The following is an 18,860-nucleotide window of genomic DNA, read 5'->3' on the forward strand; positions in this document are numbered from 1 at the left end:
GAATCAGAACTTCAGCCCTGCCCGCTCGGCCACGGTGTGCATATCCTTGTCACCACGGCCAGACAGATTTGCCAAGACTATCTTATCCTTAGACAAAGTCGCAGCAAGCTTGGCGGCATAAGCGAGAGCATGACTGGATTCCAGCGCAGGGATAATGCCTTCTATGCGACAGCAATCATGGAAAGCCTTGAGCGCCTCATCATCAGTAATCGTCACATATTGCGCACGACCACTGTCCTTCAACCAAGCATGTTCAGGACCGACACCTGGGTAATCCAAACCCGCTGACACAGAATGGGTCTCTATGACCTGACCGTTATCATCCTGCAGCAAATAAGTACGGTTACCATGCAATACACCGGGGGACCCTGCCGTCAGTGAGGCTGAATGCTTGCCACTTTCCAGCCCCTCGCCTGCTGCCTCCACACCGATGAGCCTGACTTGCTGGTGATCAATGTATGGATAAAAAATGCCCATGGCGTTAGAGCCACCGCCTACGCAAGCCACCACATAGTCTGGCTGACGTCCGGTCTGCTCAGGCATCTGCCATAAGCATTCCTCACCGATGACGGACTGGAAATCCCTGACCATCATAGGGTAAGGATGTGGCCCGGCCACCGTGCCTATGATGTAAAAAGTATTATCGACATTTGCTACCCAGTCACGCATGGCCTCATTGAGAGCGTCTTTCAAAGTCTTGGAACCTGACTCCACCGGCACCACGGTTGCACCCAGCAACTTCATGCGATATACATTTTGCGCCTGGCGCTTGACGTCTTCAGAACCCATATAGACTATGCATTCGAGTCCAAAACGGGCGCAGATAGTTGCTGTGGCAACGCCATGCTGACCGGCACCAGTCTCAGCAATCACGCGCGGTTTACCCATGCGTTTGGCCAGCAAAGCCTGACCGATGACATTATTGATCTTGTGGGCGCCGGTATGATTCAGGTCTTCACGTTTGAAATAGATTTGTGCCCCGTCCATCAGATCAGACCAGCGCTTGGCGTGATACACGGGCGACGGACGACCGACAAAGTACTTTAATTCGTTGCGAAACTCAGCCAAAAACTCAGGATCATTCTGGTACTTGGCGTAGGCTTCTTTAAGCTCGGACAACGCATGCGTCAGCGTCTCGGACACAAAGGTACCACCGAACTGACCAAAATGACCACGTGAATCTGGTAAATGATATTGAGCTGACTGATAAATTGCCTGGCTGGCGTTAGACTGGCGCTCGAACTGAGCATCCAGAGACTGAAGTTCTTTCATTTTCTTTCCTTCAAACTGGCTTGAAAGCGATGAACTGAGGGAGCTAACCCACGCAACATCACTATTCCTGATTGTCTGCCAGACGCACCGCAGCAACAAACGCGCGCACGCTGGCCTCATCCTTGATACCCTTTGCCGATTCCACACCACTGCTGATGTCGACCGCAAACGGGCGAACCTGACTAACTGCGCCAGTCGCGTTCTGTACGCTCAAGCCACCACTTAAAACGACCCGAGGCGCGAGCTCTTTTGGAATGAGAGACCAATCAAAAACCTTTCCACTACCGCCATACCCGTCAACATGGGTATCTAGCAATAAACCACTGAATAAAGGACTAGCCTTACGATAAGACTGCTCACATTCTAGCAAATCTTCAGGCCTTGTGTCAGCTTTGACGCGATAAGCACGAATAAAAGGACGATTGACACTTGCCGCCAGGCTGGCGCATTGCTCAGGCATTTCATCGCCGTGAAATTGCAGCAACTGGACGGGAGCCTTACTGATGACCTCTTGCAAGCCTGCCTCGTCGATGTTAACAAACAAACCTACCGACATCACAAAAGGTGGAATTTCACGCAACAAGGCCCCGGCAATTTCAGGCGTAACATAGCGCGGACTGGGCGGATAAAACACAAAACCCAGGGCATCAGCACCAGACGCGACAACGAATCGCATATCTTCTGGTCGGGTTAAGCCGCAAATTTTTATTCTGGTTCTGTGTTGCTGCATATTTATCGCCGATTTTGAATTTGCTTTATTTTACCTGTTTAATCCGCCTCACCCTCTATTCCTTAAGCAATTACAAGTATGTCCTATGCGATAATCAATTACCATTTCAGTTATACACACCATGAATTCACCTGCGACAAAACCGCCCGTCACCCGGCTATTTGGATTAGGCATCCGCAATATGCGTTTTGCAGAAGCCAATCAGCATTTGCTGGAAGTTGCCAGCAACCGTGATCATGCCAGCCGTGTGGTAGTGACGCCGAATGTGGATCATATGACCAAGCTGGAATATGAGCCTGAGTTCAAGACCCAGTATGCCACTTCAGATTATATTTTTGCCGATGGCATGCCCATCATCTGGGCTAGCAAGATGTGCGCTCTACCCTTGCCAGAACGTGTGACTGGTGCGGACCTGTTTGTGTCGCTATGCAGGGGTTGCATAGAAAAAGATTTGTCGATTTTTGTTTTAGGCGGCATGCCCGGGCAAGAAAGCCTGTTACTGGAATCGTTCGCCAGGACTTATCCTGGACTCAAGGTAGATATTTTTTGCCCGTCCATGCAGTTCAACGCCGATGGAGCCGAAAGCGATCTCGCAATACAGCGCATACAGGCTACAAAGCCAAACATCCTTTTCATTTGCCTGGGCATGCCCAAGCAAGAAAGACTGGCATTTCGCTATCGTGCGCAATTCACTACCGATAATGTTCCATTGATACTATGTGTAGGTGCAGCCATGGAATTTGCATTGGGCCAGAAAAAACGTGCGCCCTTATGGATGCAAAAGATAGGCATGGAATGGTTCTGGCGCCTTGCCAGCGAACCGCGCCGTTTGTGGCAACGCTACACGACACAAGCCTGGCGGTTTGTCGGGCTATTGCTGCGCGAGAGAAAAATACAAAAGCAAATGCACTAAAAATCCCGTGGACAATCAAAAAGTCCGAGGTGAAAGTAAATGAAAAAAACCGCACAGATAACAATCTGTGCGGTTTTTTTCTTGGGAGATTACTTTAAATACTTACGCTACTTCTCAGGCCACCTTCTTTGCATCGAAGAATTGCTCATCTTCTGTAGAACCATGCAAAGCTGTCGTGGAAGACTTACCTTGCTGGATAGTTTGTGTCACTGCATCAAAGTAACCAGTACCAACTTCACGTTGATGCTTAACGGCTGTAAAGCCTTTTTCTGCTGCTGCGAATTCAGCTTCCTGCAATTCAACGAAGGCAGACATCTGGCGACGTGCATAGCCATGTGCCAGGTTGAACATGCCATAGTTCAATGCATGGAAACCTGCCAGTGTGATGAACTGGAATTTGTAGCCCATTGCGCCGAGTTCTTTCTGGAATTTGGCGATCGTTGCATCGTCCAGGTTTTTCTTCCAGTTGAAAGATGGTGAGCAGTTATAGGACAGCAATTTACCTGGGAACTTGGCATGGATAGCGTCAGCAAATGCCTTGGCAAATTCCAGGTCAGGCTTGCCAGTTTCGCACCAGATCAAGTCAGCATATTCTGCATAAGCCAGGCCACGGGAAATCGCTTGCTCCAGGCCTGGTTTAGTTTTGTAGAAACCTTCGACAGTGCGCTCACCAGTGCAGAAAGGTTGGTCGTTAGGGTCAACGTCAGAAGTCAGCAAATCAGCAGCCTCAGCATCGGTACGGGCCAAGATCACGGTGGATGTACCCATGATGTCGGCAGCCAGACGTGCTGCATTCAGCTTTTCAATGGCTTCGCGAGTAGGAACCAAAACCTTGCCACCCATGTGACCGCATTTTTTAACGGAAGCCAATTGATCTTCAAAGTGAACGCCTGATGCACCCGCTTCGATCATGGCCTTCATCAACTCAAAGGCATTCAATACGCCACCGAAACCGGCTTCAGCATCAGCCACGATAGGGGCGAAAAAGTCGATGTCGTCTTTGCCTTCAGACCATTGAATCTGGTCAGCGCGTGTCAATGTGTTGTTAATGCGTTTGACAACCAGTGGTACAGAATTGGCTGGGTACAGGGATTGATCAGGATACATTTCGCCAGCAACGTTGGCGTCGCCAGCAACTTGCCAGCCAGACAGGTAGATGGCTTTCAAGCCAGCTTTAACTTGTTGCATGGCCTGGTTGCCAGTCAATGCGCCCAGGGCGTTAATGAACGGCTCGTTATTGACCAGATCCCACAGCTTGATCGCGCCGTTTTTGGCGATAGTGTGCTCAACCTTCATGGAACCACGCAGACGAACGACTTCTTCTGCCGTGTAATTACGCTTGATACCGATCCAGCGTGGATTGGTATCCCAGTCTTTTTGCAATTCAGCTACTTGTTGTGCGCGAGTTGTCATGTTTCTCTCCTGTGGGCAAATCAAATGAAAAAGTGAATCCGTTGAGAGAAATAATAGAGTATTTTTTGCGCAGCAACAAGGTCTTATATAAGACATATGACAAATATTAATTCTTTTAAATTCAAATACTTAAAATCTATTTTTTGCGATGTGAAATTATATTTCTTAGAATGAGAAAAATAATTTGTGCAGTGAGACAGACATTTTTCACAATATGAAAAATCGATTTCACATTATAAAATTTGGCGATTCAACTTTTTGCACAAAGAAAATTAAGTTTCACATCACCACAAGGAACTGCAAATTTCTTATGCAAATCACTGATTTCTGCACCATCGTCCAACGCTTTATTCAAGTTTGCCGACTTATTCCAACACTATTTCATACCAAGGTGATGGAAAGTCAAAAACCAGCTCAAATCCATCTGATTTTTTCTTTACCGAACTAGCCGGCAAAGCCTTCATGCGCATGCCACTGCCATCCAAAGGAAAAACCGCGATTTTTTTGCTTTTGCTGGCATGGAATAATGCGACGGGCACACGCTCCATCCAAGCCGGAGCTACGCCATCCAGTGAGCCTGAGGGTTTACTTGCGTTTGCCACATCACGCTCCAGCGTCCACCATGCAGCCTGTCCATCGTAATTAATTAATTGCTTTGGTCTTTCGGCTTGCACACCTGACTGAGTTGTCGTCGTTGCAGCACTTAATACAAGTAGCAGATGACGACTCGCGTTTAACGGCAAGGCATCTCGACTGCTCAGCATCATGACGCCGAATTGCCGCCCCTTTTCTGCAAATGATGGCAAAAATTTCTCTACATCCAAAACGGTACCATTCGCTCCTCTGCGACCAGCAAACATGCGGGTGTAACTAGTTTCAGCCGCCAGCCATGGACCCGATTCGCTATAGCGCAATTGCCCGCCAGGTGCGGCCCAACTCATGTCTTCTTCACGCCAGGGCTTACCTGCATGATGTGCTTGCCAAGGTGATTTGGCCTGCATCCCATGCAACATGGCTACACGTGCATAAAAAGCATGTTTGTAATTGAGCCCATATTGCACTTGCAAATAGGCAGGCAAACCACCACCACTGACACCGTCGCGCAAAGCACCCAGCATGGTGCGCTCTTCAGGCGTAAGGCTAATATTCATCTGGGTCGGCAAGGGGCGCACCTGAAATTGCCTGAACATGCTTGCGGCCATGCCAGCGAGCACCAATTGACCGCTATGCCCACTCAAACCGAAACTATCAGGAACAGAAAGCCAGCGATCACCATCAATATAGTGATATAGAAACAGGCCATCCCAATCCTGTGCACTGGCAACCGCACTCATGACAGGCAAAATTTCTGCTGACTGGCGATTCGGAAAAGCCTGATTGAATTCACTGACAACGAAGGGCTTGCGCGCGTCACGCACAAAAGCCCGCTGCAACAAGGATTGCCACCCTTCGCGCAAGACTGAACTATCGCGGATGCGCCAGTCATTCCTATCCCATTCCTTATGCGGAAAATCATAGTGATCAACATAGAAATGCTCATCGACATAATCCATGTGTTGTTGCGCATCGGCAAGTGCAACACCACCGTAGTACATCTGCGTACCCGTCACTGGCACCAGATTACTGGCTTCCTGTCTGATGGTCTTACGGATGATATTTAAGTACTGCTGATCAAGATCAGATAAGAAACGCACGTAATCCAGCACCCTGCGCCCGTTACCCTGTTGATGCGGACGGTAGTGCTGCCGTAAGGAGGCTGGAGTCTCCCACCCCAGTTTATTAATAACCCGCCGCGAAAAACGCTGCATACCGGCGACCCAGCCCTCACCATATTCAAGTATGACGGATTCTGATGACTTGACATTGACAACACCCTTGCGCGTCAACGAACAACTATCCCAAAGCTTGCAGGCATTATCAGCGTGACCATGTTGGCGCAACATCCATTTTTGCCATAGCTGTTGCAAGGCTCTTTCATATTCGCCAGTCAAACCATCGAGCTGCCCGCGCTGCCATGCACCCAACAATGAAGATTCATTATTGATTTCCACCATAGCCAGTGCCGGCTCATCCCTGAGATCAAGCCTGCGCATTAGTTGCTGCACATATTCTGCTTGCAGGCTGATCATGCGCGGCTCAAATAAATGCAGTGGATGGCTGGCGAAAGGCATCCTCTCACCCGGCATCATAGGCGTGACCTGATCTACAGCGGGGCGAAATTGATAACCCACATGCAAATTCAGATTGATGTACACGCCCTCAGCCTTGAGTGCATCAATAAATACGCGTAAACGGCGCATAGCTGTTTCGTTGAAGCTAGGATACGCTGCTGTCGTTAAAATACCACGGGGCTGATCCTGGCTATCGCTGAGGATACTATCCAGATGATGCAGGCGCACCGCATTGAATCCCAGCTTGCGCAAACGACGGGCAATTTTTTGCGCATCCTTCTCTTCAGGGAAATTGGCCGCGCTGGCAAAACTGATGCCAAAGAAGCGTACGCGGGCATCATCCTTTGTACCAGGTCGGCCATCCGCCCCTACCTTGAAGAAATGCCCCTCTTTGACGAATATCCTGTCACGAGCATCCAAAGCATGGTTCAAACCGGCAAAACTCACAACTGGCGACAAGGCATCTTCATTGACTTCAAAACGATACCAGGCAATATCACCAGCAGCCGCGAAAAACGGACAGAGACTAACAAGACCCAGCAACGTCAAGCGGAAAACCAAAATGACCTGCAATTGAAAATACTTCATAGTTTGAGTCGCAACAGACAAGGTAGCCATTAGAATATCGCACAAACACATGACATTAGTATTGAGAAATGCAAAATTTGCCCGTACTGCCCGGCAATACCAGCCTGAGCCTGCTAGAAACCAGAATCGTCAGGCTGATGATCATTCTGTTCGTGGTTTTTTCTTTGATGCCCTATGGTATTTCCTGGGACTATAGCGGCTCATCCGCACTGACAATGGAAGGGTCAATGACCACCAAATTGCAGTGGGGCAGCCTGTTCTTGCTGGCCACCTTCGTACTCTACCGCCATCTGGCGGAGGCTTTGCTAGATTTACGAGCCATGAACCCCTTTCTCATGCTGGTATTGATCTGGTGCCTGGCCTCATGCATCTGGTCGCCCTTGCCAGCTACGACCATCAAACGCGCCATCCAACTGTATGGCCTGATCATGATAGGCTTGAGCATACAACTCGCCGCGCGGCCGCTACAAATGATGGTCAGTCATATTTTGTACACCTTGATGTGCATGTTGGTGCTATCTTTTTTCATTGCGATTGCTATTCCCAGCATAGGTGTGGATTATGAGCTTGGTGGTGCATGGCGCGGTGCCTTGTCTCAAAAGAATGAATTGGGCCAGATCGCAGCACTCAGCATACTTTTATGGCAGGTCAAGGCGTGCACCGAAAACGTGGGTATCAAACCCTTGATGTTGGGCTTGCTTTTTTCCTTTTTTATGCTGGTCATGAGTAAAAGTTCGACCAGTATGATTATTTCATTGATGGCAACAGGCGTATTTCATCTATTGCGCAAACGTTATTTGTCGTCGTCCTATGCACTGACAAGGACCGCGCTGGCTTTGTTTTGCGTGCTTGTCGTCATTATTTACATATTCTTCATGCAGGAGTCTCGCCTACCAACCTGGCAGGAAGCCGCATCCCCCATCGCCGGCTTGTTTGGCAAGGGGACGGATTTGACTGGCAGAACGGATATCTGGGAGCTGGTCTGGCTGGAAATCAACAAGCACTATCTTATTGGGCTGGGCTATGGCGCATTCTGGCTTGGGCCAGACAGCTTATCGCAATTTGTCATTGATGCCCTGCACTGGATACCATTGCAGTCACACAATGGCTATCTGGACGTACTCAATGAACAAGGCTTGATAGGTTTATTACTACTGATACTCACACTGGCAACACAGGTGAGACTACTGGTTGTTCTCTCCCGTCTTGACCGCCAGCAAGCAGCATTCTGGACCACTATCCTGATCATCGTCGTCACCACGAACTTCACTGAAAGCAGTTTATTCCGTGGTTTCGTTTTTCAAAATGTCTTCTTCATGTTCAGTATGGTCGCGGTTACCTCTACCAGCAGGAGACTAAAATTACAAGCGCAGGCTGGTATTAAATCGCAGCAAAAAAAACTGCACTGAAACCTTACTTACACAAATGAGGAAAAGCTTGCATTGAAAAATGCTATGATTTTTTTTGTTTTTCAAGGTTGCCATAAGCATGCGCGACGCCACCCCAGAAATAGCTGAGCTTGCCCAACTGTGATGCGGCCACTCTGAGCCAGGTAAAGCTGCGCAAGGACTTGAATGGCAATAGCAGCAAAGCGAACAGCAGTGCGAGAAAAAATTGCAGACAGGCACGCGCACTAAGCATCAGCGCAAAGGCGGTTTTCCTTACACCTATTTGCATCGCCAGTTCAGTGCGAATAAATAATTGCCCTGTACGGTAAGACCTTTGCAACAACCATTTTGCTGTAGCTCGTTCAGTGGGAATAAATTCATGCGCTGGCGCTTCGTCACACCAGACCATGACAGCTCCCAATTTATCCAGGCGGCGAAATAGCATGGTGTCTTCACCACCTGTTGTGCCATAAGCAGGATCAAAAGGGCCTATGCCATCTTTTTGCGATGCGGCGATGGCTTGCAGTGTTGAGCGACGAATCAGGACATTGCCGCTGCGCGCATCCCTGTGGTCAATTTTTGTTCCGGTGGGCATGCGGCGACGGTCAAAATAACCACCTTCTCGTATCCACAATGGCGTGGCTTCAGAATACTCAGGCAAGACTGGCGCAAACACGACATCGGCTTGCTCAGTTTTTTGGACATTCAGAAGTTGCTCCAACCAGTCAGACACCGGAACTTCATCATCATCGATCATGACTATCCAGTTACCGCTGGCAGCAGCTATCGCAGCATTCCTGGCAAGTGAAATATTTGAATTTGCCAGCGCCAATACCTTTAGAGCACCATCGAAGCTATCCACCATTTCATTCAGCACAGCAGAAGCCGACTGCAGACTATCGTTGTCCACCACCACAACTTCAATCGCCACATCACGCAAAGTCTGCGTCAAAATGGCTTGCAACAAGCGTCGCAATAAATCAGGTCTCTTATAAGTGCAAATACAGATGCTGAGTTCAGTCATACGAACTCAGTTTTTTCGACGGAACAATCTGGATAACAAGCGCAAGGCCCAGGTAAAGGGCGCAAAGTGTGCTGCCTCTGCAGACTCATATTGATTGAAAATCGTCCCCAACACTTCGACACCGGCAGCCTGCATATCTGCTTTTGCCTGACGCAATTCATCAACATAGGTGTGGTCTTGTCTGGCTACCAGCAAGACACTACCGGTCTGATGGGCAACCATTTGCGCATCGGATGCGAGAGTCGCCGTATGCGTATCCACGACAAACGCATCAAACTGCTCGGAACATGATTCCAGCAATTCACGCATGCGAGGGGCGCGTAAAATCTCCAGCGGATTTGGCGGCTGTGGTCCGGCAGGCAAGAAATACAGATTCGGCATCAACTGTATCAGGGCATCAGTTGCCTTGATGCGCCCTGCCAGCACCGACGAGAGACCATCCGGCTTGCCGAGAGAAAAATATTCATGCAGATTGCCACTGCGCAGATCAGCATCGACCAGCAAAGTGCGCTTACCTACTTGTGACAAGGCGATCGCCAGACTGGCCGCCATATAAGACTTGCCATCGCGACGCGCAGGGCTGACCAGGGTGACCTTGATCTTTTCTTGACCACTGAACTTCAAAAGCAGTTCACTGCGAAGGCGACGAATTTCTTCAGCCTCTTTACTGAAGGGAAAATAAAAAAACTTCAGGGACTTGTCGGCGCTGCCGTTCAACAAGTCCTTAGTTGAATAACCGAATTGCTCACCCAATGCCTGGTCAAGCTGCGTCTGACTCAGATAACCAAGTGCCAGGGCAGCATCACCAAACCTGAGTTTTTTTTCTTTTTGCAGTTGTGCAACTTGATCGATTTGCTCTGGTGTGAGCAAACCTTTTTGCAGGAACAACTCTCCGAGTCGCCCAATTCTTGAAACGGATTGACTCATGGGCTCAGTTGCTTGCATGCAAACCACCTTGTCCATTGCCTATCAGTTTTTCATCAAATCCAATTTTTGCCATCACGGGTTCATCAAATTCACGTTCCAGATCTTCCAGACAACGCACACGCCGGTTCATCAACTCCAGCAAGAAAGCCAGACCAAATCCAAAAACCAAACCTGCCAGCAAGCCAAACACCAGATTATTGCGCAGCAAAGGTTTAGCATGCTTCTCAGGTAATTCAGCCCATTGCATGACTGACGCGTTCGAGATTGCCACATTACTGGTCATCAGCAATTCATCAAATTTTTGAATCGCGGCATTGTAGATCTTTTGCACACTGTCGAGCTGGCGCTGATAAGAACTGATCACGTCCCTGTGAATTTTATTTTCAAAGGTCTTTTTTTGATAACTGGCTATTTCCGACTCTATGACTTTTTCCTGCTGAATCAAACGCGCCTCTGCCGCCCCCAGCATGTCAAATGCGGTGGCAGACTCCCTCTTTAACTTATCCATCAAGGCCTGGCGCTCATCATTGATTGCCATGTATTTGGGATGACGGGCACCCAAAGTGATTTTGGCATTCGCCAATTGCGTATCCAGTGAGATCAGGGCAGCTTTCAAGCCCGAGATATGACCTATGCCAGCAATTTCAGGGATATCTGACTCGGGGCTTCCTTCCCTGACCAATTTCTCCAGCGAATGCCGTTTGGCTTGCGCCTCTACCCTTTGCAATTGTATGTCAATCAGACGCACACTCAGCGCATTCATCTGTTTGGACTCAAGGTCAGCTCTTTCATCGACATCGACGATCTTGTGCTCTTGTTGATAGGCAGTCAGTTTTTTCTGCAATTCATCTATCTGCCTGCTCATGGATTCCAGTTGCGCATTGTATTGATCACGGCGCGCCCTGGCAGGCGCATTCATCATCTCCAGTGACAAGTCTATATAAGCTTTGACTATGGCATTCGCCATATCCTTGGCATGCTTGGGGTCGCCTGATGAATATTGAATTTCTATGACACGGCTATTCTTGTGTGGGGCTACATCCGTATTCCTGACGATAGCTTCTGCCAGGGCCCGCAAACCACGTTGTTCGCCATATCTTTGCACAAAGCGCTTGGCCTCAGGAGCTGTCTGCAAGCCCAGCGCCTGTATAACACGCTCAGCCACTTGTACACTCTTGATAACATCAAATTGCGTTTGCAGATAACTTTCGTCCTGCATGGGGTGAAACTGCCTGCCACCAATAGGGTCATTGACGCGGTAGTCAATAAAAATATCAGCAACCGCAACATAAGTTTTGGGCAAAATCAAACTGGTCACCGCCGCCCCAACAACAGCAACAATCATCACCACGGCAATCAAGACCTGACGTGCGCGCAACATTGCGCCAATTTGCGCAAAGGATAATACCAATTCACTCGTAGAGGTTTTTATCATACGCGTCAGAATATTCTTTCCTTGACAAACACCACATCACCCGGCATGACTCTGTCGGTAATACCTGCGGAGATTTCGCGCAATTCACCATTCTCGGTTTTGCGATGGATGATGATGCGTCTTGCTGATCCCCTATCCGTAATACCACCGCCTATGGATAGCACCCGCATGACATTCAAATCTTCCTCCATGGGGTAGATGCCAGGACGGCGCACTTCTCCATAGACATAAAAATTCTTCTGCTGTGGCACGAACAATACATCATTCGGCTGTATTTTTTGCGCCAGTTCTGGTGGCAATTTACTGGCATCCAGCTCCAGCTTGATGGAGGCATATTCCTGCAACTCAGAAGCGGGCTTGCCGGCTTCGCGACGCAAGATACGCAAGCTTTTCTCGGCCTTTTGCGAAACACCACCAGCCAGACTCAGGGCTTCCAGAATACTGATTTGCCCCAACAGAGGATAACGACCGGGCCGCAATACCTCCCCCAGCACAGAGAAAGTCCTGCTAAGCTGCTGTATGACCTTGATGGAAACCCTTGGGTTTTTAATGTACTGCCCTTGTTCCAGTTTTTTTGCAAAGATAGACGCAATTTCTGTCGCAGTTTTACCCTTGACTTCTACAGTACCAACCAGAGGCAAGGTAATGACACCACTTTCACCTATGGTGACGTCAGCAGTAAGGTCGGGTTGGCCAAAGACAGTAACCAGCAATTGATCGCCTTCACCAATCACATCGGAAGCCGCTTCGCTAACAGTATCATCAGTTATCTTTGCTGTAATTGATGTTTTTTCTGATGGTTGCGTTACTGGTGTCTGAGGCAACTGTAAAAGTTGGCTCTCCAGTTTCATGCCATTGACAGGGATAGTCGTGACTTCTTGTGCGTGCAACTGACCGGCCAAAGCAAACACCGCCACTGCACAGAGCAGTTTGCAGGTGGCAATTTCAAGGTGAGCAGAAAATTTGGACCAAATTGTCATCTGACTTCAGACATTTCATAGAAAGAACTTCATTTTATATTGCAATAGTAAGAATAGATGCAAATTTTTGTCAGGACAACAAAACCGGCAACAGTGCCATACTAGCAACAATACTATTGCCATTTAATAACAAAAATTAACCTTTATTGAATTGTGGGCAACTCAAAGCTCAGTTAACATTCAACTACAAGTAAGAAAGATAAAATATGTCCAGCCTGAGCACACAGCCCGCACAGCCATCAGCAGCTCCCGCAACAGTGGTGCCTTTGGTTATCATTGCGCCGGTGCGTGACGAAGCCGACTTAATCAAACTAACCCTTGATTCCATGGTTGCACAAACCGTCAAGCCGGTCGAATGGATCATTGTTGATGATGGCTCGCAGGATGGGACGGCGGATATTGTGCGCGAATATGCAGACAAATATCCCTTTATCAGACTGGTGCAACGCCCGGACCGTGGTTTTCGCAAAGTCGGTGGCGGTGTAGTGGCAGCATTTAAATTTGGTATCACGCAAATTGCGCATCAGGATTATGAATATATCGCCAAACTGGATGGCGATATGTCTTTTGGCCCCAGATACCTGGAGTGCATGTTCGAACAATTTGCCCTTGAACCCAAGCTGGCGGCCGTGTCTGGCAAGGTCTTTCGTGAGGAAGAAGGTCAAAAGATAGAAGAAATCATCATCGATGAACATGTCGCCGGTCAGTTCAAACTGTATCGCAGGACAGCATTTGAAGAAATCGGTGGTTTTGTCGAAGAAGTCTTGTGGGATGGTATTGATGTTCATACAGCCCGCATGAAGGGCTGGACGACCAGGAGTTTTTTACATCCTGACGCCATACTCATGCATCATCGCTTGATGGGCTCGTCCGACAAAAATGTGTATCGCGGACGCCTGCGCTGGGGACGCGGCATCTGGTTCATGGGCTACCACCCATTGTATGCGCTGGCATCAGGTGTTTTTCGTATGCGAGAAAAGCCTTTTGTCATAGGTGGCTTGCTCATCATTGCAGGTTACCTGGGTGCAGCGATTAAACGCGCCCCAAGATATGACAATATGGAATTTCGCCAACACTTGCATCGCTGGCAGTTAGGACAGATCAGGAAACTCTTTTCCGGGCAAAAAAACTGAATTCAGCAATAGCACAAAAATATAAGCGAAAAGCCCCACGACCATGTTCAATGCCTCATCACGCGTCTCCAACACTTCACAATCAGCGCAGCTTCTGGCTGCGCTGACGGGCATTGCATTTGGCGCAACGACTTACATGACGCTTCTGGGAATCATTCTGTATTCCGACTATGCTGACCCGGAGATATTTGGTGTGCGCATGCTGATCGCCTGCCTGACCAGCATGATCCTTTTCTCCAGCCAACAACTACTTGGGACGCTGCAAGAAAAGCATATTTTTGCAGCTTTCCCCAGCATTACGGCACGCTGGTTTGTGGTTTTCATGGTGGTATTACTGAGCGCTTATGTCGACAAGTCGACCGAACGTCTGTCACGTGCCGTCATGCTGGTCTGGCTATTCAGCACGCCTTTTACACTCATGCTGACCGCACTGATCATGCGCAAGCTGGCGTTGCTGTATTACTCCAATCCGACTAGAAGACGCAAGGCCGTACTGATCTGGTCGAATTCTGCCTGTGCCGACCTGGTAGAGTCACTCCGCAATACGCCTCTGGCTGCGATTGATTTTGTGGGTTTTTTTGACAACAGGAATGAATCACGCCCACCCAGCAATCTGGAGAGACTGGGAGACTTGAGTGACGCGGCGGACTGGATCGTTGATGCCGATACCGGGCGCGTCAATGTAGACGTGGTCTTCATCGGCTTAAACACCAAAGAGCCGCCCGAACTGGCAGAAATCATCGCCATTTTGGAGGACAGCACGGCATCCACTTACTTTGTCCCTGAATCGCTGATTTTTGGCATGCCTGGCATACAACTGCGTGAATTGGCTGGCCGACCAGTACTGGCATCGACAGAAACCCCATTCATAGGCCTGGCAGCTTTACCCAAACGCCTACTGGATTTGTTCGGCTCGTTCTTCGGCTTGATTTTTTTATCGCCAATTTTGTTGCTGATAGCAATAGGTGTCAAACTGAGTTCGCCAGGTGCTGTGCTTTTTAAACAAGTCAGGTATGGGATAGCTGGCCGCCCCATCAATGTCTACAAATTTCGCAGCATGCGTCAAAGTAACCCGAATGAGCGTGTGATACAAGCCACCGTTGGCGATCCGCGCGTCACCAAGTTTGGCCGTTTCCTGCGTCGCTCTTCCCTGGATGAATTGCCCCAGTTATTCAATGTACTCAAGGGAGAAATGAGCCTTGTCGGACCTCGTCCTCATGCAGTTGAACATAATGAGCTATACCGCAAACTGGTGAGTGGCTATATGTTCCGTCACAAGATCAAACCTGGTATCACTGGTTGGGCACAAGTTAATGGTTTGCGCGGTGAAACCGAGACTTTGGAAAAAATGGAAGAGCGCGTTGAATATGATCTTTACTATATTCAACACTGGTCTGTCTGGCTGGACATTGTCATTATCTGGCGCACAGTCAAAGTTGTGTTGGGCGATAAAAACGCCTATTGAGCAAAACTTATTTTATCCCTTGGTGCGACTTGCGCAATTTAAGCAAGTATTGCCCCAGGTTGGATGCTTTCAATTTTTGTTTACCATGATAGAGGCCCGCAGGCACTCTGCGCAAGACAGCAGGAGAACTGACAGCCCCTTCACATAGCTGATGTGCACCTGTGGCAAATCGCAATTTATAAGCCTGGTCTCCCCTGCCCAAATCTATCGTACTTATACCCGCTTGCGCTGCGTACCTGGCGCATTGCGCCAGCAATACCAAGCCTGGTGAATACTCTGCATAGTCAGTGTGATACCAGGGAAACCAGTAATGGAATACCTTACTGGAACGCATACCGAAATGCGCCGCAATCAGGGTGTCACCAGCATGCAGTGTCGATAACATACCTGCAAAATCAGGCGTATCGACCATCCTGATTTCATCCATTACTTGCCTGACCCAGTTCAGCCTGAAGATATCGTGTTCAGCCCCAACTGTGCACTGAAATTGATCACTCTTCCCGGCTATCAAAGCTGCAAAATCTGCGTCACTGCTACTTAGCAACTCAAAACGCAGCTCACCATATTTCTTACTGAGTTTGCGCTCATTGCTTGCCACCTTCTTCAATAACGAGGCATCACGCTTTTCCGTCAGGCGCTGAGCATATGCGTCAAAACCACCCGTCAAGTCCAGAATATGTGACTGGCTTTGCACCCAGGCATATTCACTAAATTTATCCAATTCCTGCGGCATATGGTTAAAGGAGAAATAGCGACAATGCATGGCGCTCAAGGCCTCACTGATGTGCAAATTCAGAGACGCTTCACATATCGGCCCCTGATAATCAGCCAGGAAATCGCCTATGGAGACAGCACGAAAACGACTCAACGAATGAAAGGGCCAGATACCAACGACAACGCCAGCATCCTCGCATACCAGGATACGGGCATCTTCCCGGGCATTGGCGATGATGGAGGTGAATGCCGGTACATAATAAGGACTATCATAGATCAGGTTTTGACTGCGCAACTCTGCCCAGCGCGCAGCCAAAGACGCATCGAGTTCTTTTGCCCTGATCAAACGGAATTTCATTTAAGCCTGCTCCGACGGATAAAAATAAGTCTGCAGGCTTTGTTGCAAACCATTTTCTATACTTTGGACAACCAGGCTGGATAATTGACTCTGGCGGGTAGCATCAAAGACGAACAGACGATAAATATCCGACAAGCGCAAACTGGCAGGATTGACCAGCATGATCCACAATTCTGCTCCAGCTTCATTTTTTCGCAACCAAAAGCGGCTGCGCGAAGCCGTAGTATTGACATTCACCCTTGCCGCCCAACCGGTTTCTGACATACGTTCCAGCAAGCCTTCAATTTCATCTATACCCAGTCTGGTCTCGGTACGGATGGTATTGACGCTGACCGATGCGGCAGTGTCAGCCAGTCGCGCATCGACCAGCACCTGCAGAATACTGACGGCATCTTCAAAGGCACTGCCCGGTGTAGGCACATGCCACCAGCGTTCAAATTTGACGATAGGCAATGCAGCGGCGATCACTGCACCGATGAGGATGATCAGCCAGGAAACATAAATCCACACCAGGAAAAGCGGCACGGCTGCCAGGGCACCATACACGATTGTGTAAGTAGGAAATTGTATGACAAAACTGGCAAAGATACGCTTGGCAATTTCAAATGCCACCGCGGCGAACAAGCCACCCCAGGCAGCATCGCGCCACTCAACTGAGCGATTTGGCACGACCAGATACAGCAAGGTAAATGCGCCGGTTGTAAACGCAATCGAAGTCAGGGTATAAAATACTGTCCCAAGAAACGGCACAGCCCCCACCACACCGCTGGTGGCTGTGAACAAGTAAGAAGTACTGGAAATGGAAACACCCACCAGCAAGGGGCCCAAAGTGACGATAGCCCAATACACCAGCAGTCTCTGCAAGGCAGGGCGTGAGCGTTTGACCTGCCAGATCTGGTTGAATGACTTGTCTATCATTGCCATGGTAGCAATGGCAGTCACCATCAGGGCTACCCCACTAATCGCAGAAACACGGGTGGCTTTGGTAGCAAATTGCGTCAGATAACCCAAAATGGTATTGGAAATCCCCTTGGGCATCAAACTTTGAATAAAATACGCTTCCAGCGAAGTGCGGAAGGTATTGAACAGCGGGAAAGCCGTAAAAATGGCAAATGCCACGGTCAGAATCGGTACCAGAGCCAGTACAGTGGTAAAAGTCAGGCTACCTGCAACCTGTGGTAAACGACCTTCCTGCAAGCGTTGCAGGGCAAATTTGAAGAGATTGAATATTTGTTTCCACGACAGACCACGCATAGTTTTTGCAGCTAGAGATATAAATGCCTCGATTTTAACGAGAGACCAAGAAAAAAGACTTCTATAATACAAGCATGACTACACAAGAACTCACGATTTTAGTTTTATTTTACTCACGGCATGGCAATACCAGAAAAATGGCAGAATTTATTGCTCAAGGTATCGAAAGCGTACCCGGTTGCAATGCCCGCTTGCGCACTGTGCCAGCCGTTTCCACAGTGACAGAGTCAACAGCCTCTGACGTCCCGTCAGAAGGTGCGCCCTATGTGGAATTGTCTGACCTCAAAGAATGTGCAGGACTGGCCATGGGTTCCCCCACCCGTTTTGGCAATATGGCTGCAGCCCTGAAGTATTTTCTGGATGGCACAGCAGCCGACTGGCTATCTGGCACCCTTACTGGCAAACCAGCCTGTGTATTTACTTCCACTGGCAGTATGCACGGCGGCCAGGAATCGACTTTACTCAGTATGATGCTACCACTCATGCACCATGGCATGCTGATGCTGGGCCTGCCCTACAGCCACCCCGAACTGATGACAACAACAACCGGTGGCAGCCCTTATGGCGCTACCCATTGGGCAGGCCAGGATGGTGCGCAAGCTATTTCGGACGATAGCCGCAAACTGGCAGTCGCACTAGGTAAACGTCTGGCTGAAGTCAGCAAAAAATTACAGGCTTCAGCATGAGCACGGCAACAACAGAAAAAAAATATTACCTGCTCGCTTCCGCCAGCCTGATCGCTTTATTACTGCTATGTATATGTTGGGAATGGTTTTTGGCACCACTGCGCCCGGGCGGGTCATGGATGATACTCAAGGCCCTGCCTTTATTGATCCCTTTGCGCGGCGTACTGAAACGCGACAACTACACCATGCAATGGTCGTCCATGCTGATCTGGCTGTATTTCACCGAAGGCGTAGTCAGGGCATATAGTGACCGCCTACCTTTGTCCATGGCGCTGGCCTGGGCAGAAGTTGCTCTGTCCTTGCTATTTTTTATCGCCATCGTTCTGTACCTACGCCCTTTGAAAAAAACAGCTAAAGCGCGGGCGAAAGCAAGGGCAGCAAAGGCAGCAGAACATTGAGTCAAGCGAGC

Annotated in this window: 15 protein-coding genes and 1 pseudogene; 6 read left to right on the forward strand and 10 right to left on the reverse strand. The window is 49.0% G+C overall.

Going from position 1 to position 18,860, the window contains the following annotated elements; translation table 11 throughout:
- Positions 1–3: 3 nt before the first annotated feature.
- Entirely contained in the window at positions 4–1,272 is a 1,269-nt protein-coding gene (trpB, locus tag H8L47_RS02775; protein WP_186951697.1) for a tryptophan synthase subunit beta, read from the reverse strand.
- A gap of 61 nt (positions 1,273–1,333) precedes the next feature.
- A pseudogene (locus tag H8L47_RS02780) lies at positions 1,334–2,011 on the reverse strand (phosphoribosylanthranilate isomerase); the annotation flags it as partial.
- A gap of 112 nt (positions 2,012–2,123) precedes the next feature.
- Here H8L47_RS02780 and H8L47_RS02785 point away from each other — a divergent pair.
- Entirely contained in the window at positions 2,124–2,915 is a 792-nt protein-coding gene (locus H8L47_RS02785) for a WecB/TagA/CpsF family glycosyltransferase (protein WP_186951699.1), read from the forward strand.
- A 114-nt stretch (positions 2,916–3,029) separates the two neighbouring features.
- Here the strand turns inward: H8L47_RS02785 and aceA are convergent, their stop codons facing one another.
- Positions 3,030–4,328, reverse strand: a complete 1,299-nt coding sequence (gene aceA, locus H8L47_RS02790; RefSeq protein WP_186951700.1) for an isocitrate lyase — start codon at positions 4,326–4,328, stop codon at positions 3,030–3,032.
- A 365-nt stretch (positions 4,329–4,693) separates the two neighbouring features.
- Entirely contained in the window at positions 4,694–7,087 is a 2,394-nt protein-coding gene (locus tag H8L47_RS02795; protein ID WP_186951701.1) for a cellulase family glycosylhydrolase, read from the reverse strand.
- Between the two features lie 68 nt (positions 7,088–7,155).
- Between H8L47_RS02795 and H8L47_RS02800 the strand changes: the two genes are divergently transcribed.
- Positions 7,156–8,496, forward strand: coding sequence for an O-antigen ligase family protein (locus H8L47_RS02800; RefSeq protein WP_186951702.1), 1,341 nt, complete (start codon positions 7,156–7,158; stop codon positions 8,494–8,496).
- A 43-nt stretch (positions 8,497–8,539) separates the two neighbouring features.
- On the opposite strand, the gene H8L47_RS02805 is transcribed toward H8L47_RS02800, so the two are convergent.
- The 4 genes from H8L47_RS02805 to H8L47_RS02820 are packed head-to-tail and all read right to left on the reverse strand — an operon-like array spanning position 8,540 to position 12,841.
- Positions 8,540–9,499 carry a glycosyltransferase family 2 protein gene (locus H8L47_RS02805; protein ID WP_186951703.1) on the reverse strand — a complete coding sequence of 320 codons (960 nt, stop codon included), beginning with the start codon at positions 9,497–9,499 and terminating at the stop codon, positions 8,540–8,542.
- Between the two features lie 6 nt (positions 9,500–9,505).
- A complete protein-coding gene (locus tag H8L47_RS02810; protein WP_186951704.1) occupies positions 9,506–10,426 on the reverse strand; it encodes a polysaccharide biosynthesis tyrosine autokinase in 921 nt (306 codons plus the stop codon).
- A gap of 4 nt (positions 10,427–10,430) precedes the next feature.
- On the reverse strand, positions 10,431–11,861 hold the full coding sequence (locus H8L47_RS02815; protein WP_186951705.1) for a Wzz/FepE/Etk N-terminal domain-containing protein: 1,431 nt from the start codon (positions 11,859–11,861) through the stop codon (positions 10,431–10,433).
- A gap of 5 nt (positions 11,862–11,866) precedes the next feature.
- A complete protein-coding gene (locus tag H8L47_RS02820; RefSeq protein ID WP_186951706.1) occupies positions 11,867–12,841 on the reverse strand; it encodes a polysaccharide biosynthesis/export family protein in 975 nt (324 codons plus the stop codon).
- Positions 12,842–13,047: 206 nt separating this feature from the next.
- Here H8L47_RS02820 and H8L47_RS02825 point away from each other — a divergent pair, with 206 nt between their 5' ends.
- Positions 13,048–13,974, forward strand: a complete 927-nt coding sequence (locus tag H8L47_RS02825; protein ID WP_186951707.1) for a glycosyltransferase — start codon at positions 13,048–13,050, stop codon at positions 13,972–13,974.
- A gap of 43 nt (positions 13,975–14,017) precedes the next feature.
- Positions 14,018–15,439: an undecaprenyl-phosphate glucose phosphotransferase gene (locus H8L47_RS02830; protein WP_186951708.1), complete on the forward strand. Its 1,422-nt coding sequence runs from the start codon at positions 14,018–14,020 to the stop codon at positions 15,437–15,439.
- A gap of 7 nt (positions 15,440–15,446) precedes the next feature.
- Here H8L47_RS02830 and H8L47_RS02835 read toward each other — a convergent pair whose 3' ends face one another.
- Together H8L47_RS02835 and H8L47_RS02840 are read right to left on the reverse strand one after the other, a co-directional pair.
- Positions 15,447–16,511, reverse strand: a complete 1,065-nt coding sequence (locus H8L47_RS02835; protein WP_186951709.1) for a GNAT family N-acetyltransferase — start codon at positions 16,509–16,511, stop codon at positions 15,447–15,449.
- Positions 16,512–17,765 carry a YihY family inner membrane protein gene (locus H8L47_RS02840; protein ID WP_186951710.1) on the reverse strand — a complete coding sequence of 418 codons (1,254 nt, stop codon included), beginning with the start codon at positions 17,763–17,765 and terminating at the stop codon, positions 16,512–16,514.
- A 74-nt stretch (positions 17,766–17,839) separates the two neighbouring features.
- Here H8L47_RS02840 and wrbA point away from each other — a divergent pair, with 74 nt between their 5' ends.
- Entirely contained in the window at positions 17,840–18,451 is a 612-nt protein-coding gene (gene wrbA / locus H8L47_RS02845; protein WP_186951711.1) for an NAD(P)H:quinone oxidoreductase, read from the forward strand.
- Positions 18,448–18,849, forward strand: a complete 402-nt coding sequence (locus H8L47_RS02850; RefSeq protein ID WP_186951712.1) for a DUF2069 domain-containing protein — start codon at positions 18,448–18,450, stop codon at positions 18,847–18,849. The genes wrbA and H8L47_RS02850 overlap by 4 nt, the downstream gene beginning before the upstream one ends.
- Positions 18,850–18,860: the final 11 nt, after the last annotated feature.

Origin of the sequence: Undibacterium umbellatum (assembly GCF_014284125.1) — a bacterium.
Lineage (GTDB): Bacteria > Pseudomonadota > Gammaproteobacteria > Burkholderiales > Burkholderiaceae_D > Undibacterium > Undibacterium umbellatum.